Consider the following 23,401-nt stretch of genomic DNA (forward strand, 5'->3'; position numbering starts at 1 on the left):
CTAAAAGCGTGTCAGCGCCAAGGCGTTACCGTTATGACGGGTAAAGGCTCGCCGCACGCGGCGGCTGAACTAACCTGGGGGCTGGTACTTTGCGGCATGCGCCACCTGCCTGAAGAAGTAGAAAACCTTAAAGCTGGCCGCTGGCAACAAACCCTGGGCACTGGGCTAAAAGGCCGCACAATGGGGATTTTTGGCTTGGGAAAAATTGGTAGCTTGGTGGCCCGTTACGCGCAGGCATTTGAAATGAACGTGCTGGTATGGGGGCGCGAAGGCACCAGAGCACGAGCCATGGACGCCGGATTAACGGTTGCCGAGAGCCAGCAGGATCTTTTTAAACGTGCCGATGTGCTTAGCCTGCATCTGCGCCTAAACGATGAAACGCAGGGTATTGTGACCGCCGACCATTTGGCCTGCATGAAACCCACAGCGCTTCTGGTAAACACTAGCCGCGCACCGTTAATTGCATCAGGTGCATTAGTCAGTGCCCTCGAAGCAGGCAAGCCAGGACGCGCGGCAGTTGATGTTTTCGATAGCGAGCCGACCTGCGACGATCCACTGCTTACCCTGCCCAACTGCGTGGCGACGCCTCACTTGGGTTATGTCGAAAAAGATAGCTACGAGCTCTACTTTGGTGACGCGTTTGCGAATGTCGTCGCGTTTAGCAACGGTGAGCCGGTCACTAATCTCGCCTCTTAAATCCTGTCGCTGCGACCACCTCTGTGTCAAGTGTGCTAGCCTTATTACTCACCTGTGACACAGAGGACTTGATGCTCACTATTTCCAACCATGTTGCCTTGGCCGACTGGGAAATTGATATTAGCCAAATTCGCGCTCAGGGTGCAGGCGGTCAGAACGTCAACAAAGTGGCGTCAGCGGTACACCTGCGCTTTGATATTTCACGCTCTACCCTGCCGCCGTTTTATAAAGAGCGTTTGATAGCACTCAATGATCAACGCATCAGTAAAGAGGGTGTGGTGATTATCAAGGCGCAAAGTTATCGCACGCTGGAGCTTAATAAAGAAGATGCCCTTGCTCGCCTGAAAGAATTGATCATCAGCGCGACTCGGCAGCAAAAGGTACGCCGCCCGACAAAACCCACCAAAGGCTCCCAGCGACGCCGCGTTGACCATAAGACCCGCAAAGGTAAAATCAAATCGCTACGTGGTAAAGTTTCCTCTGCGTAAGCGCTATTGAGTCAATTGAATTGCGCATGACCACCGTTTCTCGACCGTTCTCTCCTTGCATCCAGCACTGCCAGCTAGACAGACACGACAAATACGTGCCAAGGCTGTGGTCGTACGCTGGATGAAATTGCCTATTGGGGCCAAATGACCGAGGCCGAAAAAGCCCCGGTCTGGGAGCGCCTGGAAGCGCAAGGCTATATCGATATCGCGTTAACCGAGATTAGCCACCCGACTCAACAGAGCAGTGATTAACAGGGTATTGATTAACAGATTAGTGGTTAACAGAGTGGCGGTCGCTCAAAATATGGTGCAGCTCACCGCAGGAAACCAGAGGGTCATCACAGTTGATCACGATATCCGACTGAGCCAGCACATAGCTGCGCCCGGTAATCGTATTTTCAACCACCTGGTAGGCGCCTTCCTGATGAGTCCCTGTAAACGTGCCAATAAACCCGGTTTCACGTAGCGAGACCGTTTCCAGTTTATCCCCTATGTTGAGTCGACCTTCGTAGTTCATTAACGCGAGCCTGGCGGAAGTGCCGGTGCCGGTAGTACTGCGACAAATCACCCCGGGGTGCACATAGGTTGTTGAACGAGAGCGTACATAGCCTTCACCCACTTGCTCTTCGGGGCCCATAAAATGCAGGAAAGGCAGCGGACCTACATCACCCAGCGTGTAGTGGGAAAAGCCGCGTTGAGCTTGCAAGGCCTCAACAATTTTATGCGCACAGGCCGAAAGCGCCTGCTCTTCTTCACGAATAAGCTTAAAACCAAGCTCGGCAGCATCCACTAACGCGTAAAAGCCGCCGCTATAGGCGACAGAGTACGTCACGGTGCCGATACCAGGCACCTGGATGGTATCGCGGTAAGTATCAATATAGCTGGGTAAACCTTCACAGGTAACCGACTCGACCACGCCGTTATGCACACGCGCCTCGATACGTACCAGGCCTGCCGGGGCCTCCAACGAAAACTGCTGAATGCCTTCCTGCTTAGGCACAATCCCACACTCAAGCACCGCGGTTGCCGTACACAAGGTATTGGAGCCTGAATAGATCGGGTAGCCCATCACTTCCATAATGATATAACCTGCGGCGGCCTCGGGGTGCGTCGCTGGTACCAGTAAGTCCACCGACATCTCCGGAATACCGTAGGGCTCTTCCAGCAGCAAGCGACGCAAGCCATCGGCATCGTCGCGCAGGTACTCCATTTGCTCCCGCACCGTGGCGCCCGGCAGAGCATCAATCCCGCCCGTTACGATTCGGCTGACATCGCCACCCGCATGAGTATCCATTAATTGAAGCGTATGGATATTTTTCAAAGGCGTTGCTCCTGAGCGTTTGTTAGTGCAAAAGGTGCGCCGTGAGTATTCCACTGGGCATCCGGTACAATGACAATTTTGCCGAGATAATTGCTGCCCCGATTAACAAAATAGCGCTCGGCGTCATGCAGTTCAGAAAGCTTGAACGCCGCATGGAGAACGGGCTTGAGTTCACCACTACGAATCCAGGTGATTAGCTGCTCGGCTTCTTCACGAGTACCGTGAGAAACGCCAAATATCTGCACCTGGTAAAGGTAAATACGCGTCCACATGATCTCACTGAGATTACCGCCGCTGGCCCCTGCGATGGAAAGGCGCGGATAGGATTGGCGGTGCTGCATATCAACAATCATGGTATCGATAAACAGATCAGTCATCTCGCCGCCGACCAAGTCCATCACCGCATCAATTGGCTTTCCGCCAGTAGCTTCTAAGACGCGGTTAACAAAGGTCGGCAGGTCGCCACGGTCAATAACGGCTTCGGCGCCTAACGCTTGCAGCGCAGCGGCTTTATCAGGCTGACTGACCGCATAAGGAACGGCACCGACAATACGGCACAGCTGAATGAGCGCGGTGCCTACGCCACCACTGGCACCGCTTACCAACACGCGCTCGCCAGCCTTGATGTGTGCCGAGGTCATCATATGGTACGCCGTTTGATAGGAGCACATGCCCATCGCGGCTAGCTCAGCATCGCGGAGTTCGGGATTATCAATGGAGTGGAACTGGTCTGCGGGTACCGCAATATACTCAGCGTAGCCGCCATCGGCCCCATGGCCGTAGTAGTCGGGAGTTAGATTGATGTCCCGGCGCTCATCCGCATAAATATTGAAATCAAGCAGGCCACGCTGGCCAATACGCTCGGCATCCACGCCTTCGCCTACCGCTACGATACGCCCGGCTACATCTGCCCCCTGAATACGTGGAAACGTTAAGGTGGGCGTGCCGCCCATAGCAAAGGACGTCACGTCGCCTTTCTCTTTGGTGGGATACAGGCCCTCACGCGCTTTACGGTCGGTATTGTTTTTCGCGGTCGCCGTCACCTGGACCAGAACATCACCTGGGACGGGTAACGGCGTTTTGACGTCTTCACGATAATGCAGTTGTTCGACCCCACCATGCCCGACCAAGAGCATGGCAGCCATCGTAGAAGAAACGGCGGTAGGTTCAGGCATTGTCAGGCTCCTTGACACAAAGGAATAAGATGACTTGTCGACCATAACAAACTCTTTAGGCCACTTAAAAGCCTGCTGAATTAGAACCAGCCCTTTCGTCTGAATAGCCAAATCAGTACGCCACCGATTCCTGCCATCATGCCTAAAATGAAGAAGTAGCCATAGCGATAGTGCAGCTCCGGCATGTAGTCAAAGTTCATCCCGTAGATACCGGCAACAAACGTTAACGGAACAAAAATCGCCGTAATGACCGTTAGAACGCGCATTGTAATGTTCAGTTGGTGCGACGAGATTGATATGTAACCGTCGACTAGGTCACCGCAAATGTCGTAATACATCTGAGTAAGCGTATAAAGCCGCTCAAAACGTTCGGCAACATCGTTAATGGCATGCAGCGTTTCACTTTCCTCACGCGGGACGTGCTCATAGTCGTAGACAGTTAACTCTTGGGTAATCCCTTTATGATAATTAAACACGCGCCGCATCTTAACCAGCCGGGAGCGGTACATGGTAATTTTGCGCATTAATACATCGTTGCCATTTTCATGTAACTCATCTTCTAAATCGCTTAATTCCGCTTCAAATTCAAGCAGGCTATCAATGTAATACCCAGCAGAGATATACATCACCTTGAGCGCCACCTGCTCCGGTGATTTCGCTAATAACGTCTTACCGTGCTCCTTAAAGAGCCGCTCAATGCTCATGGCAACGCCTGGATGTAACGTCACTAAAAAGCACTCACCAATAAAAAAGCAGACCTGCTGAGGAACAAAGTTTAGCTGGGCGTCAAAAGATGAAATACCGCGGTAAATAATCAGTGCGTGGTTATCAAACTCTTCTATTTTGGGTGGTACGCGCTCTTTATGGGCATCCTGAATAGCCATGGGGTGACACTCAAATTTACCCAGTAGCCGCTCAGCAGATTCTGCTGATTCCCCCTGCATATCGATCCATATATGACTGCCGGGGGTATTCTGCCATGTGACAAAAAGCTCTTCGTTCCCTTCATGGGTTTCGCCATCAGGGGTCGTCAAAATACTGCGAATCATAACTGTCCTTGGTTCCAAGGGGTTCTTAAATACGCTAATAACACGCTTACCACCGTGGAAGCTAACAACGCACCTAGAAACGGCGCTAGTGTGGGTACACTGTTTGGAAAGCTTGCCGCCATTATCCCTTCGCTTATGCTGGCGTGACTCATCCACCCAGGCAAGATCGCACCCAATAGACCCGCCATGCCGCCACCGATAGCCGCAAGGGGCGTCATGCGCCGCCATAAGCCCAGCAGCACGGGCACCACAGTTGCAGCGCAGACTAAATCAGCGATTAAAAAAAGACGTAAAACAGACACACCTTGAAGTGCGACAACCACGACAGGCACCATAAGCAAAACGGTCATCCAGCGTGTGAGCGCGATAGAAACGCTTGGCTGCTCACTGCGCGACACGATCAGTGAGGCAATACCGCTTTGTAGCGTATCTACGCTGGACGCCACCAATGTAACGGCAAGTACTAGTGCCGTTATAGCTAGCCAGGGTGGCGCGTTATTGAGCAGTGCAAAAAAAGGCATGGGCGGTTCGCCCAGCGGAACACCGTTCATGGCAGCAAGCATACCCAAACCGCCAATCACCATAACGATCATGACCGTGGCGCCCCCTCCTACCCAAGCCCCGCGGGCCAAACTGTGGTCATTACGTGCCGCCCATACCCGCTGCCAGTAGCCCTGGTGAAACAAGTTCGCTGCGGTAACCGCGATGACAAGCGTTAGTGCCACACTAAGCGCATCAGAAGTGGCGATAGAGGGCCATGCCGCACTGCTCGGCATGGCAGGCAAGTGCCAAAGGGTGACACTGGAAACCACCACTAACAGTGCAAGCAGCAACCATGCCTGCCAACGGTCAGTGGCCAGGCTTGCGCGCAGCCCACCGCTTACCGTGTAAAGCAACGTAGTGAGCGTTACTCCAATAATCACCCAGCTCGACGGAACATCAGAAAGCAGCGAGGTGATCGCTCCAATAGCGGTTAATTCAGCGGCTAAAAAGCAGGCCATATACACCACGGAAACCAGCGTTACCCAGTGGCGCACTCCGCGCCCATAGCACGCCTCAGCAAACTCAGCGATGCTCCGCCCCTCAGGGAGAGCCCGGCGTATAGACGGACCATAAAAGCCAAGGACGATAAAAGGCAGTGAGGAGCCAAGGGCATAGCCTGCCAAGGCCAATGGGCCAATAAAAGCGCCAATTTCTGGCGGTGCAAACAAAATCCAGGCCCCCATACCAGATGCAACAAAAGAGAGCCCTAGCGTGGTGCTGGTTTGTGAATTACGAGCGGTTACAAAGTCATCCAATGAGCCTTTACGCCCACGGGCTTTAAGGCCTAAAAATGCAAAGCAACAGAGCGCCGCGCCCAGCACGGCTGACGTTAGGTATGGCATGTCGCACTTCCTCCGCCGGTACTAACCGGTTCAGGTTCCAGGGTCTGCGTCATAGCATTCTCAGCCACGCAACGTGGCTCCCCTGGCGACAGTGAATTGAGAGCGTATCCTGATGTAAAGCGAGCTAACCGTCAAAATGAGCAGCTACTCGCACCGTATCTTAGCCGCTAAATAGCTAACAGGAAAACGGTTTACTTCTGCTATTCATTCGCTACAACGTTGTCTAGACTAACAAAAGCTGCTGTAAACTGAGTCAAAGCATTACAAAATAAAAGTAGCTTACTGCCATTAGTGTTATAAAACATTAATGTTACAAGCGTCGCACAGGAGAATAAGCGACGCGCTTACAGGAAACCACTATGTCATACACCGAAGCCAAGGAGCATACGCAAGGGCGGCTCAATACTCTGTTTGCTGACCCCTACCGTGCGTTTGAAAACAATACCGATGAGCGCCAGCTTCACGTTCGCGTAATGCTTTATATGCTGCTGGCCCGCCCCATGTCACGAGGAGACATGACGCTACGCGTGATCCATGGCTGGGAGAACGGTAGCTGCGAGCCTGGCGACTTACAGCATGCTGACTACGTTTTAAATACGCTAGATGATGTAAAGCGCGCGGTGAAAGACTTCGACCAGGCCACGAAGCAAAACGCTCCGCTCCCCTCTGAAGACCCTGCCATTTTGGCGATGCCTTTAGCAAATGTGATCGCCGATGCCAAAGCCGAAGGGCAAGAGGTCACCGACGATATACCCAAAACGCCCGAACGCTGGTCTGCGCTTGAAGGCGGCCTGGCACTTTATACGCTTTTTAAAATGTATCACCGGTTGGTGTATGGCGAGGACGATGTCTACCGCTGCTCCCAATGCCAAACGGCCTTAGGCCCGCGTGAAATTCATGAATTTCATCTAGAGGAGAGTGAGTTCGCCCTTTTAGTGCCCCTTGTCGGACAGCCAAAAGAGGCGCCGTCTCTACTCGTATTGCATGAAAGCCAACTTAAGCCGATTGAAAAGCTACTGGAAGAAAGCTTGAGCCTGCTGAATGATTTTTAAGCCTTGAGTACAACAACGTCACTGGCCCCCACAAGAACCAGTGACTGCTTAGTAAGTAAGCGTCAGCTTAATGCAATAGTACTATTGATACCGCTTGAAACGTTTTCAGGCTCAAACCAGCGTGCCGTTACCGTTTTGGTTTGCGTCCAGAAGGCGATCGCCTGTTTTCCATTTGGCCCTAAATCGCCGAGCTTTGAAGCACGTGAGCCAGTGAAGCTGAAATAGGCAACCGGCACCGGGATTGGCACGTTGATACCCACCTGCCCCACGTCTATATCAGTTTCAAAGCGCCGCGCCACCCAGCCAGAATTCGTGAAGATAGACGTGCCGTTGCCGTTAGGATTAGCATTAATAAACGCAATCGCTTCGTCGAGTGTTTCCACGTTGACAACGCAGAGTACCGGCCCAAATATCTCTTCACGGTAAATGGTCATCTCCGCAGTCACATCGGTAAATAACGTCGGTCCCACAAAATTGCCCTTCGGATAACCGTGTACCTGGCAGTTACGCCCATCAATCAATAGCGTTGCGCCCTCCTTTTCACCGGTCTCGATAAGACCTAACACACGCTCCTTGGCGGCAGGCGATACCAGCGGCCCTAAATCGGCATCCTGTTGGGTGCCAGGCCCCACTTTCATCTGGCCTGCAGCATCCACAATATCATCAATCCATTGTCGCGCCTCACCGACCAGCACCACGACCGAATTAGCCATACAGCGCTGGCCTGCGGCGCCAAATGCTGAGCCCAGCAGATTGTTGATGGCTTGGCTGCGATTTGCGTCGGGCATAACCACACAGTGGTTCTTCGCCCCCATCATCGCCTGCATACGCTTACCCGCATCTGCCGCCCGCTTGTAAAGCAATGAGCCGACGTGGGTTGAGCCAATAAACGATAGCGCTTTAATCGTTGGGTGATCGACAATCTGGTTGGCAACCTCAGGACCACCATGCACCACGTTCAACACCCCAGCTGGCACACCGGCTTCATGGGCAAGCTCCACCAAGCGCATGGTCGAGCTGGGATCCTGCTCAGAAGGCTTCAACACAAAGGTGTTGCCTGTCGCGATGGCCAGTGGAAACATGAAACAGGGCAGCATGATAGGGAAGTTAAAGGCCGTAATACCGGCCCCTACGCCTAGCGGCTGATGTAGTGTATAAACATCGACGTCGCTTGCCGCGTTCTCGGCCACCTCTCCTAGCTGGAGCGAGGTAATCGAGCAGGCGTGTTCGACCACCTCCAGACCTCGCCCTACTTCACCTTTGGCATCTGGCAACGTTTTGCCATGCTCTTCGGTGATTAAGGCGGCTAGTTCATCGGTGTTGTCACGAATCAGTGCCTGCAACGCCAGCATAATACGCATGCGCTTTCCAAGCGGTACCTTGCGCCACTCTCTAAACGCATGATGGGCGCTTGCAATCGCATGCTCTACTTCTTCTGCCGTGCAAAAAGGCACCCGGGCAACCACCTTTTGGGTCGCCGGATTAACCACATCACGCCACTCCTGGCTTTGAGACAGGACGGCTTGACCATCAATGATCATGGGAATTTCGCGAACGGCCATTACGCTTGCTCCTGATTATGATTGTGTTTGTAACAGAGGCAGTCTCTATAGCTGCCCCAGGGCCAAGAACAGGGTATATCAGCAAGTTAACGTAAACGTCAACTAACGATTAGTAACAACCCCGATTAGCGATAACAAGACCCCACAGACAGTGCAAACGCATGTTTACCCCCTTGACCTCCCCTCTCAATAAGGGATGATAATACGGCGCACCCAGGAGATGTCTCTTTGCCTCAGCAATACATGCCCACCGCTATGACGTCTCTCCGGCTTGGCCAAGTGGGCCTCTGGAGCCTGGCGCTATTGCTTTGGTGCGCCGCTCCCCACGAGGTGATGCCGCGGGCTGCTGAGCCAAGTCATCACTCAGCCCTGGAGGATCACACCAAACCGCTGATCGTGCTGGCTAACCCGCTGAATCGCCTTAGCCTGGACCATGACAAGCGACGCCAAAACCCGGTAGTAATTCAAAATGATACCGGGGTGGCTCTGCCCGCCCATGAAAGATGGCCTGGTATTGCGCCTGCCGTTTTTCACTGCGTATTGAATACCCTTGGCTCATCGAACCCAGGCTTACCAGGCGGCCTTCCTCCCTGCAGAGCACCACCCTACGCTTAACAAATAACGACAGTTAACAGAGGTGCATAACGCCTCTTTGCCACATACATGACACCAGGCATTTATTATTAAAAGGTCTGGCCATATCAAGTTATTTCAGGAATCGTGCGTATGTTTCTGGTGGACCAACTTATTTTACTAGCAGCAATTCTGCTACTGGTCGGCATTATTTCAAGCAAGCTGTCAGCTCGCTTGGGTATGCCGGTACTCGTACTGTTTTTAGGAACCGGTATGCTTGCGGGGGAAGCAGGCATTGGCGGTATCGACTTTAATAATCCTGGTTTGGCACACGCGCTGGGCACGTTGGCACTGGCAATGATTTTGTTCGATGGCGGCTTACAAACGCCCCTCGCCTCAATCCGCCTGGTGTGGAAGCCAGCCTCGCTATTGGCCACGCTCGGCGTTTTGATCACATCAATGGTTACCGGGGTCGCTGCTGCTTATATTCTAAAGCTCCCCCTGTTGGATGGTTTATTACTAGGCGCCATCGTCGGCTCCACCGACGCCGCTGCGGTTTTTTCATTACTGCGTAATGCTGGCATCCATATTAATCAGCGGCTCAAGTCTACGCTTGAAATTGAAAGCGCATCCAACGACCCGATGGCGATTTTCTTAACCATTGGATTACTTGAAGTACTGGTTAACGATATGCCCCTTGGAGTGGGCCTGTTAAAACTCTTTATCCTGCAAATCGGGGTAGGTGGCGCCGTCGGCCTGCTGGTCGGCTGGGCAGCCGTTCAACTTATTAACCGTATTCATCTGGTCACATCGGGCCTTTATCCCGTTCTAGTTGCGGCATGTGGGCTCTTCGCCTTTGGCGTTGCTGCGAACCTTGGAGGCAGTGGCTTTCTGGCGATTTTTATTGCAGGCGTCATGATCGGCAATCGCCCGATTGCCTTTCAGCGCAGCACGTTTTTGTTTCATGACGGATTAGCATGGATGAGTCAGATCGTCATGTTCGTGGTGCTTGGGCTGCTGATTAACCCTGTTTCCCTACTGGATGTATGGCTGGAAGGCCTGATGATTGCGGCTATATTAACCTTGGTGGCTCGCCCACTCGCCGTCACTCCCATTCTTAAAATGTTCGGTTTTACGAACCGCGAAACCGGGCTGGTTGCCTGGGTAGGCCTGCGTGGATCAGTGCCCATTATTTTAGCTATTTTCCCACTGATTTTCGGCCTGGAAGGCGCTGAACTTATCTTCAACGTGGTGTTCTTCGTGGTATTAATTTCTGCCACTATTCAAGGCACTACGCTGCCTTACTTGGCGCGTAAACTAAAACTTACCGAACCACCGCCTGTTGTGCCTGCCGCCAGCCTGGAGATTACCTCATTGGAGGATGTTGACGCCGACATTGTGGAATATCGGCTAGGCGATTTTACTCGTGCAGCCAACCGTCGTTTATCGCAACTCGCACTGCCTGACGGCACAGTGGTGGCCATGATCACCCGTGGCAAAGACGTTATCCCACCGCGTGGGTCCACTCAATTACAGCCAGGCGATCACTTGTTTGTCGTGCTGCGTCCACAGGTTCTGCCGTTTGTTGACTGTATTTTTGCGGAGGGAGCCACGGTCGACCACTACCAACTCCCCAATCAAATATTGCATCTGAAAGGCAACACCAACGTCGACGAAGTATTTAACTCCTATGGCATTACGCTAGACCGTGATATGCACTGCACATTAGACGCGCTTCTGCGTGAGCGATTGACGGACGAACCACGCATAGGTGACTCAATAGCGTTGGAAAACGTGACCCTCTCCGTTCAAGGCGTACTTGATGGGCGCATTACCACGGTAGGTTTGACCATCAGTCAGCCAGAACTCACTGTAGAGCAACACCCCGCCTGATACCCATACGTAAAGGCCACCCGCTATTAACGGGTGGCCTTTTGAAATACTTCAACGTGCTGCAAAAATGTCCTGCAAGAATCGTATTTCAACCAGTCCTGCTGGACCAGCACTGCAGAAACAACTCAGGCAGCTTCGTAGGCAGCTTTAAGCCGGTAAAACTCATCAACAATGGCGGCCATTTCAGCGGCGTCATAATGACAAAGGCCACTGACCACCAGCTTTTTAGAGCCGACACCGATTGCAACGCCCTTCGATTCAATGGAAAACTCAAGCAATGCGTCTGCTCGCTTCCCCTGCACATCAAGCGATGAGCGCGTTAAGGCAAGGCCTGGTGTAAACCCATCCAAACGCTCTAATGAAAACCCCATGCTATCGTAGATAACCAAAGGGCGTTTAGGGTTAAACATTACCCCATGCTTTTCCATTAGCGGTTTTAAATAATGCGGGAAATTTTTGCCTGAGAACGCCACATAGCAACGAGCAAATGCTTCAATAGCAGCGCTATCGTGGGTCGTCTCGCCATCACGAACCACCTGTAAATAACATTTTCCACTCTCATCACTTACGTGAAGCTCACCATTTTCTGCTTCACTAAAGAGCAGTGGCGTATCAGCACTTACCATATTGGTGAAGCGAAATTCCATTTGCCGCGACAGCCCGAACTTTACCAGTATTAGCGTAAACAACAGGTCACCAGGCACGCAGAAACGTCGCGCACCCGGATTATGGATCGGGTTGTAATCACCTGCCACGCCTTTAGCGAAACGGCTGGCCTGCTCGGCGGAGACCACTACATACTCTCCGTGTTGCGCGTAAAAATCCTTGAACATGGCGTTTGCTGCCTGCCTAGCGTTGAAATCGAAAACCCATAACTATCCAGCGTCGCGCATAATGCCATAAAACACGCGCCAACAGGAGTCACCTGCCAGGAAGCGAGTATGTCAAACACGAACATTACTAAAAAGCGCTTATCCCGCGTTGTATTGGCTACCTTGATCAGTAGCCTGTTTATCATAACGGTTTGGCTGGTGGGCAGCTACTGGTTGCTGAATAGTCAGTGGTTACCGGAAAGAATTTCTCAGTTTGAAGGTATTGAGGTTCGCTGGAGCCAAGGAACTAGCCGCCACCCTGGACGCTGGGAAGTAGACAACCTTTATCTTGCCCGTGAAGACGATGCGCTACCGATGGCAATTGAGGCCGAGCATGCCACGCTCACACTCTCGTTATGGTCGCTGCTGCGCGGCGAGTTACATATCAAGGTATTAGAGGCCGAAGGAATCCGCCGCTTAACGGTGGGTGATATCGCCCTTGAAGCGCAGGGCACGCTAGAAGTGGCTGATACAACCCTTAGCCGTGAAAACCTGGCCATACCCCATGTGAACTTGGCAATCACAGAAGGCCGCCTGATACGCCCAAGTGACCACGCCACACTGGTTAACGCCATAACCCTTGAAGCCACCGCAACGCTTGATGAGATCACGCCCACGGACCCGGCCACGGGTGCACTTAACCCTGAACTGCTAGCGGCACTTTCCGCAACACTTGATATTAAGGCGCAGGCAGATGCCTGGAATGTATTCATGCCCTACCTGGAGGCCATTCCGTGGCTTTTCCTGGACGGCCGCGGCGCACTGGAGGGCCATATTGAACTTGCCTCAGGCACACTTAAACCAGGTAGCCTGCTTACTTTGAAGGCACCTGAATTACGTTTAACGCTGGATGAGCGAACGCTTTTAGAGCACGATCAACCAACGACTTGGAGAGAGGCAGATGCACCTCCTCCACGTCACACAGCAACCGGTAGAGGAAGCGTCCAGCTACGCGTAGCCGATCACCATATTGATTTTGAGACTCGCCTACAAGATGTCACGCTGGCAGATACACAGCCCTATGCGGTAAATACCGCCTTAAGCCTTAAAAGCGATATGGCCAACCAGCGCTTGGACCAACTAACTCCACCCACGGATGCTGAGCTAGCGCTTGAAGGCACCATTACCCGGCTGGACATGATGGACCGCTACCTCGCCAATACGCTGGAGGGTCAGGGCATTCGCTTATCCGGCAATGGCCGTTTAGAGGCCAGGGTTAGCGTTCGCGACACTCACGCCCATAGCGCCCATTTGCGGGTCGAGGCAGACGCAATCGCGGTCAACGCACTGGATATGACCGCTCAAGGGCAAGGCATACTTAACGCTGAGCTAAAGGACGCCTCGATGGTGGACGCGACACTTGGTTTCTCCCAGGCAACACTCTCCCACGCTGACCAAACACTGCTTAACGACGCGACACTTGACCTGGTAGCACAAAGTCCTATCGAACCCGTATTAGCCCGCAGCCACGCCACCGCGACACTTCACTGGCAGGATGCCCGCATGGCCAGCATTAGCGCCCTGCAACCGTATATTGCCACCTACCTGCCGGACCCGGCTCCGTTTAACCTGGTCAGCGGCCAAGCGCAAAGTAATGGAACGCTCCATATTACCCCTGAACAGCTTAGCGGAGCGCTCACCTTAACCGGCGATTCGCTCACTACCCGCTGGCAGCGTGATGAGCAGAGCACCATGCTCACCAGCGATATGCAGCTTTCACTGCAACTACGCGAGGCAGCTACCGATGGCACAAGCGTTGATATCAGTGGTAGCCGTTTACGCTGGCAGGTCGCTGATGACACACAGCCCGAAGAGCGCCTGGAAAGTATCTTGGTAATTCGCGAAGGCCGCTTTCAGCGGCGTGGCGAGATTCCCAGTGGGCAGTTTCAGCTAGAGGGCAGCGTGCAGCGCTTGAGTTTTCTGAACGCCTTTTTACCCACAGATCACGGTGTTTCGTTGTCTGGCAACGGGCAGCTGTTCGCCCAAGGCTCTTTTAGCGGTAAGCGCCTGTTGGCACCTACTCGGCTGCGTATAGATGCCAACCAGCTTGAAGTCGCTTTTTTAGACTACCAGGCCAGCGGGCGCGGCGAGCTAATCGCACAAATCGACAGCCCCGAACAGGCGCAGCTTTCTCTGGGCATTCCGCGCTTTGTGCTACAGCGTAACGATGATGACAGGCCTCATGTAGAGGGACGTCACTTTGCCTTAACCACCCAGACAGACCAGCTCAGCAAAGTGTTCATATCGCCAGAAGCAGAATACTTTGTTACCCGAATAGCCTTGCCGATTATCGAAGTGCCGGACTTTACTCGCTATAACCGCTACCTGCCTGAAGATGCAGGCCTGCGCCTGCTTGGCGGCCAGGCAAGCCTGGGCAGCGAGTGGCTACTGGAGGGATTGAATGCCCAAGGCAACATGACCCTGCGTGCGTTTGGCGCCGACCTCGCCCTTCTCGATCAGCGGCTACGTGGCGATATCGAACTCTACTTACAACTTACTGAAGGCGATTTACAGGCACGTCGTTTTACGGCTAATGACTCATTTCTGCGCTTGGAAAATGTGTTCCGCATAAGCGAGCAAGGCGCTCAGGACGCAGGCTGGTGGGTGCAGCTCTCCATGGATGACGCACAGCTTACCTGGGATGACCCCATTCGCCTGTCCACACAGCTGCGTCTGGCCATGCGCGACACCGGCTTGGTCGCCAGGCTATTTTTAGCCCGTGCCCGAGAAAGCGACTGGCTCGGCAGGCTACTCAACGTACGCAATGTTAATGGCACCGCTGAACTTGCGCTTAATGGCGAACGTATCCAGCTGAGCAACCTGGTGCTTACCGGCGGCCCTCTACTGCTGCTTTCCGATGTCACGCTTGAAGAGCAGAGCGCCAATGGCGCGCTCTATGCCCGCCTTGGCGCACTTGGCATAGGCGTGGAGCTTGTTAACAGCGAACCCAGGTTACACGTACTGCAACCCAAGCGCTGGTTTGACCGCTGGCGGCAAGCGGTTCGTTACCCTCGTCCTGATTAGCGCTTTTTGCGCTGGCGCCGAATCATCCTGACCCGCTCTCTGGCTTTAGCCGGCGTCGAAAGCGGCGCTGCTGAACCCGTCTCTTTGGGCGGCAAAGTGACCCAAGCAAACACCGGCAACGCCAAGTGCCAGCGAATCGCAGCTAACCGCAGCCCCAGCGTAATCGCCAAGGCCATGGCGATACTAACGCTCAGCGGCGTATTCAAGGTGTTCAGCGCGACATATACAGTGCCGCCAGCCATGGCAGCGGTAGCGTAGATCTCTTCGCGCAGCACCATCGGTACGCGCTGAGCCAGCATGTCGCGGATCATTCCGCCGGCGACACCGGTCATCATGCCCATCAATACCGCCACTACACCGGAGGTTCCCAGCAACAGCGCTTTATGGGTGCCGATGACCGTAAACAAGGCAAGGCCAAAGGCATCCGCAATCGGCAAAAACCTTCGCGACAAGCGATGAATATAGTGGAACCCCACCAGCGAAATGCCCACCGTTGCCAGGATAACCCATAAGTAAGTGGGATCAGCGACCCAAAAGACAGGCCGCAAGCCCAGCACTAAATCACGCAGTGTACCGCCACCAATACCGGTCACAGCGGCCAACACCAGCATGCCAAACGGGTCCATTTTTGACCGACACGCAAGGATAACGCCCGATAGCGCAAAAACAATCACACCCATCATGTCCAACCAATACACCACACCCGTCACGTGATTCCCCTTTGTGCGCTATGTTTTTTAAAGCGGTTTCTTAAAGCAGGCAGAATACCACTAATGCGTTTTTCGCCTATCGCTTGCTCATTCGCTAATTAACCCGACTTAACGCCGTGGCTTAGGGTACGCTTGTGAGAACTTTTTAAAAGGAGGTGCTATGGATTGGAACCCTGCTTATACATGGTTAGTACTGGCGCTACTTCTCAGTTTAGGGGAGTTAACCTCTGGTGCAATGGTACTACTGGCACTGGGTATTGCTGCCGCGCTTACCGCGGCGGTCACTGCCCTTGGGCTCTCTCTACCTTGGCAATTGCTGAGCATGGGCATTTTTTCTGGCCTATTAGTTCCCTTGGGTGTGATGGTGATTCGTCCGCGCTTTTCTCCTCGCGGCGTTGCCTACGGCACCACCGGCACTGGGGTCGAAAAAGGCAATCATTACCATACGTTGCGCCGCGATTATGACGATGCGACCGGTATCAAAATCAACGGCGACTTTTACCGCTTGCGCGTTATGGACACAGGTGCCACAGAGCTTCCACCCGATACGTCCGTTATCTTCCAGCGCTTTGAAGGTACCACAGCGCTGGTTGCCCTCCCCTCGTCAGCCCCTAACCCTTTGCAAGACGATACCACCCTACGCAAGGAGCCTTAATAATGGATTTACCTATTAGCCCCGGTTTATTAATAAGCCTGATTATTGTCGTTATCGGCATTGTGATTATTTCCAAAGGACTGGTGATTGTACGTCAGTCGGAAGTAATGGTAGTTGAGCGCCTCGGCTCATTTAATCGTGTGCTCGAAAGTGGCATCAATATCATCGTTCCCTTTATTGAGCAGCCTCGCGCGATCACCATGCTGCGCTATCGCAAAATGGGCGAAGAGTACCAGGCAATTACCACGGATGAGATTCGCATTGACCGCCGTGAAACGGTGATGGATTTCCCCGGCCAGCCGGTCGTGACCACCGATAACGTAACGGTTCGTATCAATGGCGCGCTTTATTATCAAATTATTGATCCTAAGCGCGCGGTTTACGAAGTCGTCAACATGAGCCAGGCCGTCGAGGTTCTGGCGAAAACCACGCTACGCTCGGTGGTCGGCAAAATGGAGCTGGATAAACTATTTGAATCCCGCGCGGAAGTGAACAATGAGATTCAGGCTGCCATGGAAGAGCCTGCATCCAAATGGGGGGTCAAAATATCTCGCGTCGAGGTACAGGACATCGCCATGCCTGAAGAAGTAGAAACGGCCATGCGCCTACAAATGGCTGCCGAGCGTAAACGCCGCGCCACCGTTACCGAAGCCGAAGGTGAAAAATCGGCCGCTATCGCCATGGCTCAGGGCCAGCGTGAATCGTCCATTCTTAACGCCCAGGGTGATAAGGAATCGGCCATTCTGCGCGCCCAGGGCGAGCAGGAGTCCATCAAACTGGTATTGAATGCCATTGGCGACAGCGAGGAAAACAAACGCACCGTGGTGGGTTATTTACTCGGCCAGAGCTATATCAAGGGTTTGCCCAACATGGCAAAAGACGGCGAGCGCGTTTTTGTGCCTTATGAATCTTCTGCTCTGCTGGGTTCCATGGGCATGTTCCGCGAACTGGCAGGCTCACCTGAGGATGCGGTAGGAGAACATCTACAACACCGCACCGGCAGTACTAACCCATCCAACAGCTTTCGCAGCGGCGTGGTAGGCGGAGGTATTAGCGGAAGCTGACGCGCTCGCTCAAGAAAACCGGGTAACGCTATTACCCGGTTTTCCAACTGTTACAAACACTTATGATAAATCGGCCCTAACGACTCACGCTCCCAAGACGGGTTAAACCACGCGGCGCCGCAATGCGAAAAAAACGCTCCACGACATCCGCTTGTGTGGCCGGAGTCACTAACGACACCCCCACAAATATCGGCAAGTTGATGATTAGCCCCCAGAACCCCGCGTGGATGCCCAGCGGGTGTGGCCATAACGTAGTAAACGCCACGGTAACCAAAAATCCTGCCACAATACCCGCCATAACGCCCAAGCGTGACGCGCGCGGCCAGAAGAACATGCCAACAAAAGCAGGCAACACTTGCGAGGCAAACCCCAGCCCTACCAGCAAAATCATCACCAGGCTGCCCGGTTCAGCAATTGCGAGCGGTGCAATCACCAAGGCCATGATGGGTAAGATCATAAGTCTGGCAAGTCGGCCAGTAGTAGCATTTGAAAGCTTTAACAGCGGTTGCAGTACATCCTTACTTAATGACAGCGACACCGAATGAATAAACGGCTCACTTGATGACATGGAAGCCGCCAGGGTACCCGCCCCCAGTAGCCCGACCAGCACAACAGGCAAATGCTGCATGGCATATTCAAGGGCCACCGTGTCTGCTCGGGCCAGGTCAGGTAGCGAGTAAATACCGATAAAGCCCACAACCACCATGGGTAAAATCACCACATAGTACGTTGGCAGCCAGGTAGCGCTGCGCCGGATAGTGCGTGCGGAAGACGCACTCATCCACTGGGTCCATACCGGGGGCATAAACGAGAACATCGAGACAATAATCGAGGTGGTCCAGAAGCTAAAGCTCATATCCCCGCTGGCCCCTGGCAGGGTTAAAAACGCCGCATGCTCAGACTGAATACGCTCAAATACCGCTGAAAAGCTTAAACCGCCGGTGGCGCTATGCACCGCCCACAGTCCTACAGTCCAGGCAACGACCAACATTAATACGCCCTGAAAGGCGTTGGTCCGCCCAATCGCCCGCTGACCACTAGCGTATAAATAGACAGCAATAGAGGCAAGCACCAGTACAACGCCTAGCCAGACAGGAATGATACCGCCGCTCATCACAAACAGAATATAGGCCGAACCAACCGTTTGAAGCACCGCGTAAGCAATTGAGCCAACCGCCATTACCAGCGATGCCAGCGCCCCCAAGGCAGGGCTTTGATAACGGTCAGCAATCGCGCTTGCCTGAGTAACGTGACCAAATTCAGCGCCAAACTGCCATACCTTGGGGCCAAAGTACCAGGCGATCAGGGCCAGATATGCCAAATAGATAGCGACGTAAAAGACCGCGACCCCTTTCGAATAAGCCCAGCCCGGTGCGCCCATAAAGGTATAAGCACTGACGCTCCCTGCGGCAATCAGCAGATACAGCGTGACCGGCCCCATGCTACGCCCGGCAACCCCCCACTCTTCCAAGCTGTTCATATTGGCACGGCTGGCCTGCCCACCGCGGGCGCGTAAGCCAATCATCATGGCAATGGCCACATAGATAAGCGTAATCAGCAGAGGCCAGAGGCTATTCATGGTTATCTCGCTCTACGATGCGGTTTCCTATCAGCATGACGACCACGCAAGAAAAAATAACCAGATAGCTCCATACCACTATTAAGGGCAGGCCTAGCACTAACGTTGCCCGGTTTACCCAACCAATCATCGGCCACGTTCCCATAGCGATGAGTGTTAAAAACGCAATTAATAAACCCCAACCCGCACGCGAGGTGGGCAGTACCAGCAAACGCCGCATGGTGATTCCCTAAAATTTTGTTAGCCGTCGTACCACTGGCCTACCTATTTTCATGTTGTGTGATCGGCAAATCGTCGGCCGACCAACGGCTTATCGTTAGGTATGTCAAAGCGGCAGCGTGCGACGGTATCGAAGTAGTACACTCCGCGTCCACTGCGTCATCAACGTCTTTACTCCGTTAAGAGGCGTCGCATGAGCATCACGGTTTCGCCTCGGTATTCAAGCGTTTCTATTGCTTGCCAACCTAGCCGCTGATAAAGCGACTGCTGATCAGGGGTATAGAGATAACATTGGTGAATACCGCTATTGCGTACTTCTGCTTCCACGCGCTGCACCAGCGCGGAAGCAATACCCTGCCCGCGCCACTCAGGCGCTACGAAAACAGAGGCCAGCCACGGCGTTAATTCACGCCGAATGCTCATATCATCGTCAATTAAACAGGCAGTGCCGACAGGTACGTCGCCTTGCAAAGCAATAAATACGGAGGGCACACCCGAGGTACCGCACTCAGACATCGTGTCATCAATGGCTTCTTCTAGCGTTAGCCCTGGGTATAAATTCCCCCACGCTTCAAACGTCCAACGCACTACGGTGGGAAGATGAGGACTATCTGTGCCAAGTCGCTGAATAGTGGTGTCCCGCATCACTATTTACCTTATTTTGCTGAAATTAATACCGTCACGGCAATCCTGTAGCCCGCCTCGCACCATCACGCAAAAGCTCGCACCTGCGGCGATTAGCGTGACGAATTGCGCAGCAGCGCATCAAGAGGACCATTCTCAAGTGGCTGCCCCCAGCTATCGCCATGTACCAACTCACTTAACGGTAGCCTGGAGCGCCAGCCCTTGGCTTCAAGTTCCGGCTGATCTAGAAACTCGCTGACATAGCCAAGGCATAGATAGGCCACAGGATATACGTGATCAGGCAGGTTCAAGGCGTCACTTAACTGCGCCTGATCAAGAATACTTACCCAGCCAACGCCAACCCCTTCGGCTCGCGCGGCCAACCACAGGTTTTGTACCGCCAGGCACGTGCTGAACAAGTCAGTTTCGACAATACTGTTGCGGCCTAGCACGTGTGGGCCACCCCGGCTGCGGTCGCAGGTGATACATAGATTCAGCGGGCTTTCGACAATCCCTTGAAGCTTGAGGCTACGGTAAAGGTCGCTCCGCTCATCTTCAAAACGCTCAGCAGCTTTCTGATTTTCCTGCTCAAATAACGCAAGGATAGACGCCCTGACTTCGCCACCTTCAATGACAATAAAATCCCAGGGCTGCATGAACCCTACCGAAGGCGCATGGTGGGCAGCCTGCAATAGACGCGCCAGCACGTCAGCGGGAATCGGGTCAGGAAGAAACTGCGAGCGCACATCACGACGCTCATAAATGGCACGATAAAGCCCGTGGCGTTCACTCTCTGAAAAGCAGGCATCTGAAGCGGTCACGGGATTAAACTCCTGTTCCATGATCGTTTATGCGTGGGAGGCGGGTTTGACCATATCAATATGCGGTATGCCATCTTCATCGTAAGGCTCACTGATGCGCTCGAACCCAAACGACTCGTAGAAAGCGTTTAAATAGACTTGTGCGCCGATCTTGATGCCCAGACCAGGATAGGTTTGCTCGGTAAAACGAATCGCCTCGCTCATCAGCGCCCGGCCATATTGATAGCCCCGGAAAGCCTTGAGTGTCATCACTCGGCCAATCGAGGGCTCAGAAAACTTATCGCCCGGCCCCACTACTCGGATATACGCCGCGAGCTGACCATCAACCGTTGCGGAAAGATGCCAGGCAAGCGGGTCCAGCTCATCAATTTCCTGATAGGCACACCGCTGTTCCACCACAAACACCGCTATGCGTGCCTTTACGATTTCATAGAATTCGCGCGTGCTTAATTCGTCCAGTCGCGACCAGCTAAAACGTAAAGACATCGCGGTACAATCTCCATCGGGCATTAAGAATTCAAACCGTATAAAACGCCGATTATACATGGTCCGACATACGGCCATCTCGCCAAATAGTCACTAAACCTCTGCAGCCAACACAGCCTGCGACACAGATATCTCACGGAATGCCCACGTTCAGCACCTCACGGCTTCTCAACACTGCTCAAAAACTGCTTAAGCAGCGCGTCAAGCTGCGCCCGCTGCTTGTCACTCAAACCACTAACCAGCTCTGCTTGGGTCTCTACATGGGCGGCAATGGCTTCATCAATTAACGCAAACCCTTTCTCAGATAGCGAAATCAGAAATCCTCTCCCGTCGGCAGGGTTTTTGACACGCTCAATCAACTCCGCTTTTTCCAACTGCTGAAGCCGATGCGTCATGGTACCGGATGTCACCATGGTGGAGGCCATTAAGTCGCTGGGTGAAAGCGCATAAGGCGGACCTTCGCGACGCAGCGTGGCCAACACATCAAAGCTTGAGTCATTAAGGCCGTACGCCGCCCACGTCTGCTCCATACGCCGCATCAAGCTCTGATTGAGCCGCTTGAGGCGGCCCAGCGTACCCATCGGAGCCACGTTTAGGTCGGGGCGCTCTTGCTGCCACTGTGTAAGTATTTTATCGACATGATCCATGGCACTCATGCTCACCCCATTTTAACTTGACGTCAAGGTAAAAACTCAGGTACCTTGACATCAAGCTATTTTCAAAAGACATTTCAAGAGCCATTATATGAGCCACACTATGCAACCATCCAAGGCAAGATCAGGGGCACTTCCCAAACAGAAGCGACTTGCCGCATTTATCTATCTTTTGGCAGGTGGCGCGCTGCTGGGACTTTCGACCAATGTGGCCAAACTGGCCGGTGATGTGCAGCTGTCGCCTCTCGCCTTTCTATTTTGGTCGATTACTGGCGCGGCTTTAATTCTGCTGGCCGTAGCCGCACTACGCAGCAATTTGCCGCCTGTCACGGGTCGTACGCTTGAGTATTACCTGGTTTCGGCCTTTGTCGGCGTGGCGGGTTCTAACCTGATTTTCTTCTCGGCCATTCCGCATATTGGTGCAGGTTTTGTCGCCCTTGTGATTACATTGCCGCCGTTGCTTACCTACGTTGGTGCGCTGATAGTAAAGCTGGAACGCTTTCAGATGATGCGGGCGATGGGCGTTATGTCAGCGCTCGCGGGCGCCGTCACTTTGGCAGCTCACAAGCTTTCCACGCCTGATGCCGACTATGTGTGGATTTTGCTGGCGTTGGCGGGGCCAGTACTGTTGGCCATCGGCAATCTTTACCGAACGTTGCGCTGGCCAGCGGGTGTCTCAGGCGACGCTCTTGCGCCCGGTATGCTAGTCGCTGCGGCGGCTCTTCTGTTCAGCGTCGGCCTGCTGCCTGGGTTTTCGCTTGGTATCCCAAGCGGGCAACGCCTTCCACTTCTCCTAATTGCCCTTCAATCAATGGTATTTGCAGGCCAGTTTTTACTGCTATTTCTGCTTCAGAAAACCGGCGGGCCAGTGCTTCTCAGCCTGCTGGGTTCCGTCGGCGCCGTGGTTGGCGTTCCGGTGGCGATAGTGCTCCAAGGAGAAGCCGCGCCGGAGGGCTTACTACCCGGCGCCCTGCTGATAGGCACAGGTATCGCTCTGCTTAATATTGGCAAAGCCAGGCAACTTGCCTAAATAAACAAAGGCATATCTGGCAGGCATCACTTAAACAATAAGCCGTTCCATGTAGTGAGTATTGCCTTCCGTTTTACGAATATGAAAGCCCATGCGCTCGTAGAGCGCGACGGCAGGATTAATGCAGAACACCCGAAGGCGCAGCGTATCGATACTCGATTGCCGCGCCCTGTGTACCATATGATGGATGGCTGCCGTACCAAAACCCTGACGCTGCCACTGCGGCGCGATTTGCAGCTCGCGAATATAGCAAGCCTCGGTAGCCTGGTTGATACGCAGTAGGCCCACCGGGTGCGTGTTAATGACCAACTGATAGCTTTCCAGGGTGCGCCACTCACTTTCAAACAAAGCGCTGTCCCAGTGCATATCCAACTGTTCATAGTAGCCGGACATATTCTGCCGGATCAGCTGCTCTGCAAACTCCTTGTCGTTAGTCGGCACAATCAGTGGCGTCATATTTACTCCTGGCA

At 53.4% G+C, this 23,401-nt stretch carries 23 protein-coding genes and 1 riboswitch; of the genes, 9 read left to right on the plus strand and 14 right to left on the minus strand.

Going from position 1 to position 23,401, the window contains the following annotated elements:
• On the plus strand, positions 1-696 hold a 696-nt coding region (locus ACT3R4_RS10060), incomplete at its 5' end, for a D-2-hydroxyacid dehydrogenase family protein (protein WP_496201214.1).
• Between the two features lie 71 nt (positions 697-767).
• Positions 768-1,184: an alternative ribosome rescue aminoacyl-tRNA hydrolase ArfB gene (arfB, locus tag ACT3R4_RS10065; RefSeq protein WP_193054807.1), complete on the plus strand. Its 417-nt coding sequence runs from the start codon at positions 768-770 to the stop codon at positions 1,182-1,184.
• A 271-nt stretch (positions 1,185-1,455) separates the two neighbouring features.
• Here arfB and ACT3R4_RS10070 read toward each other — a convergent pair whose 3' ends face one another.
• The 4 genes from ACT3R4_RS10070 to ACT3R4_RS10085 all read right to left on the minus strand — a co-directional run bounded on the left by ACT3R4_RS10070 (position 1,456) and on the right by ACT3R4_RS10085 (position 6,114).
• Positions 1,456-2,505, minus strand: a complete 1,050-nt coding sequence (locus tag ACT3R4_RS10070) for a proline racemase family protein (RefSeq protein WP_193056768.1) — start codon at positions 2,503-2,505, stop codon at positions 1,456-1,458.
• On the minus strand, positions 2,502-3,680 hold the full coding sequence (locus ACT3R4_RS10075; RefSeq protein WP_441678933.1) for a zinc-binding dehydrogenase: 1,179 nt from the start codon (positions 3,678-3,680) through the stop codon (positions 2,502-2,504). The genes ACT3R4_RS10070 and ACT3R4_RS10075 overlap by 4 nt, the downstream gene beginning before the upstream one ends.
• A gap of 80 nt (positions 3,681-3,760) precedes the next feature.
• A complete protein-coding gene (gene corA / locus ACT3R4_RS10080) occupies positions 3,761-4,729 on the minus strand; it encodes a magnesium/cobalt transporter CorA (protein ID WP_441678931.1) in 969 nt (322 codons plus the stop codon).
• Entirely contained in the window at positions 4,726-6,114 is a 1,389-nt protein-coding gene (locus tag ACT3R4_RS10085) for an SLC5/6 family protein (RefSeq protein WP_441678929.1), read from the minus strand. The genes corA and ACT3R4_RS10085 overlap by 4 nt, the downstream gene beginning before the upstream one ends.
• Positions 6,104-6,208: riboswitch (TPP riboswitch) on the minus strand. Its footprint overlaps the gene before it by 11 nt.
• A gap of 265 nt (positions 6,209-6,473) precedes the next feature.
• Between ACT3R4_RS10085 and ACT3R4_RS10090 the strand changes: the two genes are divergently transcribed.
• Positions 6,474-7,166 (plus strand): hypothetical protein, encoded by a 693-nt coding sequence (locus tag ACT3R4_RS10090; protein ID WP_193054802.1) that lies wholly within the window; start codon positions 6,474-6,476, stop codon positions 7,164-7,166.
• Positions 7,167-7,228: 62 nt separating this feature from the next.
• Here the strand turns inward: ACT3R4_RS10090 and ACT3R4_RS10095 are convergent, their stop codons facing one another.
• Entirely contained in the window at positions 7,229-8,728 is a 1,500-nt protein-coding gene (locus ACT3R4_RS10095; RefSeq protein WP_193054801.1) for a CoA-acylating methylmalonate-semialdehyde dehydrogenase, read from the minus strand.
• Positions 8,729-8,956: 228 nt separating this feature from the next.
• On the opposite strand from ACT3R4_RS10095, the gene ACT3R4_RS10100 reads away from it, so the two are divergent.
• Positions 8,957-9,343 (plus strand): hypothetical protein, encoded by a 387-nt coding sequence (locus ACT3R4_RS10100; protein ID WP_441678926.1) that lies wholly within the window; start codon positions 8,957-8,959, stop codon positions 9,341-9,343.
• 111 nt (positions 9,344-9,454) lie between these two features.
• Entirely contained in the window at positions 9,455-11,194 is a 1,740-nt protein-coding gene (locus tag ACT3R4_RS10105; protein ID WP_441678924.1) for a potassium/proton antiporter, read from the plus strand.
• 125 nt (positions 11,195-11,319) lie between these two features.
• On the opposite strand, the gene ACT3R4_RS10110 is transcribed toward ACT3R4_RS10105, so the two are convergent.
• Complete coding sequence (locus ACT3R4_RS10110; protein ID WP_087106339.1) at positions 11,320-12,027, minus strand: DUF3581 family protein; 708 nt, start codon at positions 12,025-12,027, stop codon at positions 11,320-11,322.
• Between the two features lie 108 nt (positions 12,028-12,135).
• Here ACT3R4_RS10110 and ACT3R4_RS10115 point away from each other — a divergent pair, with 108 nt between their 5' ends.
• A complete protein-coding gene (locus ACT3R4_RS10115; RefSeq protein WP_441678923.1) occupies positions 12,136-15,090 on the plus strand; it encodes a translocation/assembly module TamB domain-containing protein in 2,955 nt (984 codons plus the stop codon).
• Here ACT3R4_RS10115 and ACT3R4_RS10120 read toward each other — a convergent pair.
• Positions 15,087-15,800 carry a trimeric intracellular cation channel family protein gene (locus ACT3R4_RS10120; RefSeq protein ID WP_172117241.1) on the minus strand — a complete coding sequence of 238 codons (714 nt, stop codon included), beginning with the start codon at positions 15,798-15,800 and terminating at the stop codon, positions 15,087-15,089. The two genes, ACT3R4_RS10115 and ACT3R4_RS10120, sit on opposite strands and share 4 nt — an antisense overlap.
• 160 nt (positions 15,801-15,960) lie before the next feature.
• On the opposite strand from ACT3R4_RS10120, the gene ACT3R4_RS10125 reads away from it, so the two are divergent.
• Both ACT3R4_RS10125 and ACT3R4_RS10130 read left to right on the plus strand, forming a co-directional pair.
• Entirely contained in the window at positions 15,961-16,455 is a 495-nt protein-coding gene (locus ACT3R4_RS10125) for a nodulation efficiency, NfeD-like protein (RefSeq protein ID WP_441678920.1), read from the plus strand.
• A 2-nt stretch (positions 16,456-16,457) separates the two neighbouring features.
• A complete protein-coding gene (locus tag ACT3R4_RS10130) occupies positions 16,458-17,519 on the plus strand; it encodes an SPFH domain-containing protein (protein WP_441678918.1) in 1,062 nt (353 codons plus the stop codon).
• A 76-nt stretch (positions 17,520-17,595) separates the two neighbouring features.
• On the opposite strand, the gene ACT3R4_RS10135 is transcribed toward ACT3R4_RS10130, so the two are convergent.
• The 6 genes from ACT3R4_RS10135 to ACT3R4_RS10160 all read right to left on the minus strand — a co-directional run bounded on the left by ACT3R4_RS10135 (position 17,596) and on the right by ACT3R4_RS10160 (position 21,904).
• Positions 17,596-19,098 (minus strand): sodium:solute symporter family protein, encoded by a 1,503-nt coding sequence (locus ACT3R4_RS10135; RefSeq protein ID WP_441678916.1) that lies wholly within the window; start codon positions 19,096-19,098, stop codon positions 17,596-17,598.
• Positions 19,091-19,318, minus strand: coding sequence for a hypothetical protein (locus ACT3R4_RS10140; RefSeq protein WP_087106353.1), 228 nt, complete (start codon positions 19,316-19,318; stop codon positions 19,091-19,093). Before ACT3R4_RS10140 ends, ACT3R4_RS10135 begins: the two co-directional genes overlap by 8 nt.
• Before the next feature lie 170 nt (positions 19,319-19,488).
• A complete protein-coding gene (locus tag ACT3R4_RS10145) occupies positions 19,489-19,962 on the minus strand; it encodes a GNAT family N-acetyltransferase (RefSeq protein WP_087106355.1) in 474 nt (157 codons plus the stop codon).
• Between the two features lie 92 nt (positions 19,963-20,054).
• Positions 20,055-20,783 carry a 5,6-dimethylbenzimidazole synthase gene (bluB, locus tag ACT3R4_RS10150; RefSeq protein ID WP_441678914.1) on the minus strand — a complete coding sequence of 243 codons (729 nt, stop codon included), beginning with the start codon at positions 20,781-20,783 and terminating at the stop codon, positions 20,055-20,057.
• 6 nt (positions 20,784-20,789) lie between these two features.
• Complete coding sequence (locus tag ACT3R4_RS10155; protein WP_441678912.1) at positions 20,790-21,248, minus strand: GNAT family N-acetyltransferase; 459 nt, start codon at positions 21,246-21,248, stop codon at positions 20,790-20,792.
• A 158-nt stretch (positions 21,249-21,406) separates the two neighbouring features.
• On the minus strand, positions 21,407-21,904 hold the full coding sequence (locus ACT3R4_RS10160) for a MarR family winged helix-turn-helix transcriptional regulator (protein ID WP_441678910.1): 498 nt from the start codon (positions 21,902-21,904) through the stop codon (positions 21,407-21,409).
• Between the two features lie 88 nt (positions 21,905-21,992).
• Between ACT3R4_RS10160 and ACT3R4_RS10165 the strand changes: the two genes are divergently transcribed.
• Complete coding sequence (locus ACT3R4_RS10165; RefSeq protein ID WP_441678908.1) at positions 21,993-22,931, plus strand: EamA family transporter; 939 nt, start codon at positions 21,993-21,995, stop codon at positions 22,929-22,931.
• Between the two features lie 30 nt (positions 22,932-22,961).
• Here ACT3R4_RS10165 and ACT3R4_RS10170 read toward each other — a convergent pair whose 3' ends face one another.
• The gene (locus ACT3R4_RS10170) at positions 22,962-23,387 is read right to left on the minus strand and encodes a GNAT family N-acetyltransferase (RefSeq protein WP_441678906.1); all 426 of its coding nucleotides are present in this window, start codon (positions 23,385-23,387) and stop codon (positions 22,962-22,964) included.
• Positions 23,388-23,401: the final 14 nt, after the last annotated feature.

The sequence above is a fragment of the Halomonas sp. AOP7-E1-9 genome, from assembly GCF_052376035.1.
Taxonomy (GTDB): Bacteria; Pseudomonadota; Gammaproteobacteria; order Pseudomonadales; family Halomonadaceae; genus Vreelandella; species Vreelandella citrativorans.

Bases quoted from the DNA above. Each gene is read 5' to 3' on its own strand.
- arfB (WP_193054807.1), top strand. From the start codon at position 768: ATGCTCACTATTTCCAACCATGTTGCCTTGGCCGACTGGGAAATTGAT.
- ACT3R4_RS10075 (WP_441678933.1), bottom strand. From the start codon at position 3,680: ATGCCTGAACCTACCGCCGTTTCTTCTACGATGGCTGCCATGCTCTTG.
- corA (WP_441678931.1), bottom strand. From the start codon at position 4,729: ATGATTCGCAGTATTTTGACGACCCCTGATGGCGAAACCCATGAAGGG.
- ACT3R4_RS10085 (WP_441678929.1), bottom strand. From the start codon at position 6,114: ATGCCATACCTAACGTCAGCCGTGCTGGGCGCGGCGCTCTGTTGCTTT.
- ACT3R4_RS10090 (WP_193054802.1), top strand. From the start codon at position 6,474: ATGTCATACACCGAAGCCAAGGAGCATACGCAAGGGCGGCTCAATACT.
- ACT3R4_RS10095 (WP_193054801.1), bottom strand. From the start codon at position 8,728: ATGGCCGTTCGCGAAATTCCCATGATCATTGATGGTCAAGCCGTCCTG.
- ACT3R4_RS10105 (WP_441678924.1), top strand. From the start codon at position 9,455: ATGTTTCTGGTGGACCAACTTATTTTACTAGCAGCAATTCTGCTACTG.
- ACT3R4_RS10110 (WP_087106339.1), bottom strand. From the start codon at position 12,027: ATGTTCAAGGATTTTTACGCGCAACACGGAGAGTATGTAGTGGTCTCC.
- ACT3R4_RS10115 (WP_441678923.1), top strand. From the start codon at position 12,136: ATGTCAAACACGAACATTACTAAAAAGCGCTTATCCCGCGTTGTATTG.
- ACT3R4_RS10125 (WP_441678920.1), top strand. From the start codon at position 15,961: ATGGATTGGAACCCTGCTTATACATGGTTAGTACTGGCGCTACTTCTC.
- ACT3R4_RS10130 (WP_441678918.1), top strand. From the start codon at position 16,458: ATGGATTTACCTATTAGCCCCGGTTTATTAATAAGCCTGATTATTGTC.
- ACT3R4_RS10135 (WP_441678916.1), bottom strand. From the start codon at position 19,098: ATGAATAGCCTCTGGCCTCTGCTGATTACGCTTATCTATGTGGCCATT.
- ACT3R4_RS10140 (WP_087106353.1), bottom strand. From the start codon at position 19,318: ATGCGGCGTTTGCTGGTACTGCCCACCTCGCGTGCGGGTTGGGGTTTA.
- ACT3R4_RS10145 (WP_087106355.1), bottom strand. From the start codon at position 19,962: ATGCGGGACACCACTATTCAGCGACTTGGCACAGATAGTCCTCATCTT.
- bluB (WP_441678914.1), bottom strand. From the start codon at position 20,783: ATGGAACAGGAGTTTAATCCCGTGACCGCTTCAGATGCCTGCTTTTCA.
- ACT3R4_RS10155 (WP_441678912.1), bottom strand. From the start codon at position 21,248: ATGTCTTTACGTTTTAGCTGGTCGCGACTGGACGAATTAAGCACGCGC.
- ACT3R4_RS10160 (WP_441678910.1), bottom strand. From the start codon at position 21,904: ATGAGTGCCATGGATCATGTCGATAAAATACTTACACAGTGGCAGCAA.
- ACT3R4_RS10165 (WP_441678908.1), top strand. From the start codon at position 21,993: ATGAGCCACACTATGCAACCATCCAAGGCAAGATCAGGGGCACTTCCC.
- ACT3R4_RS10170 (WP_441678906.1), bottom strand. From the start codon at position 23,387: ATGACGCCACTGATTGTGCCGACTAACGACAAGGAGTTTGCAGAGCAG.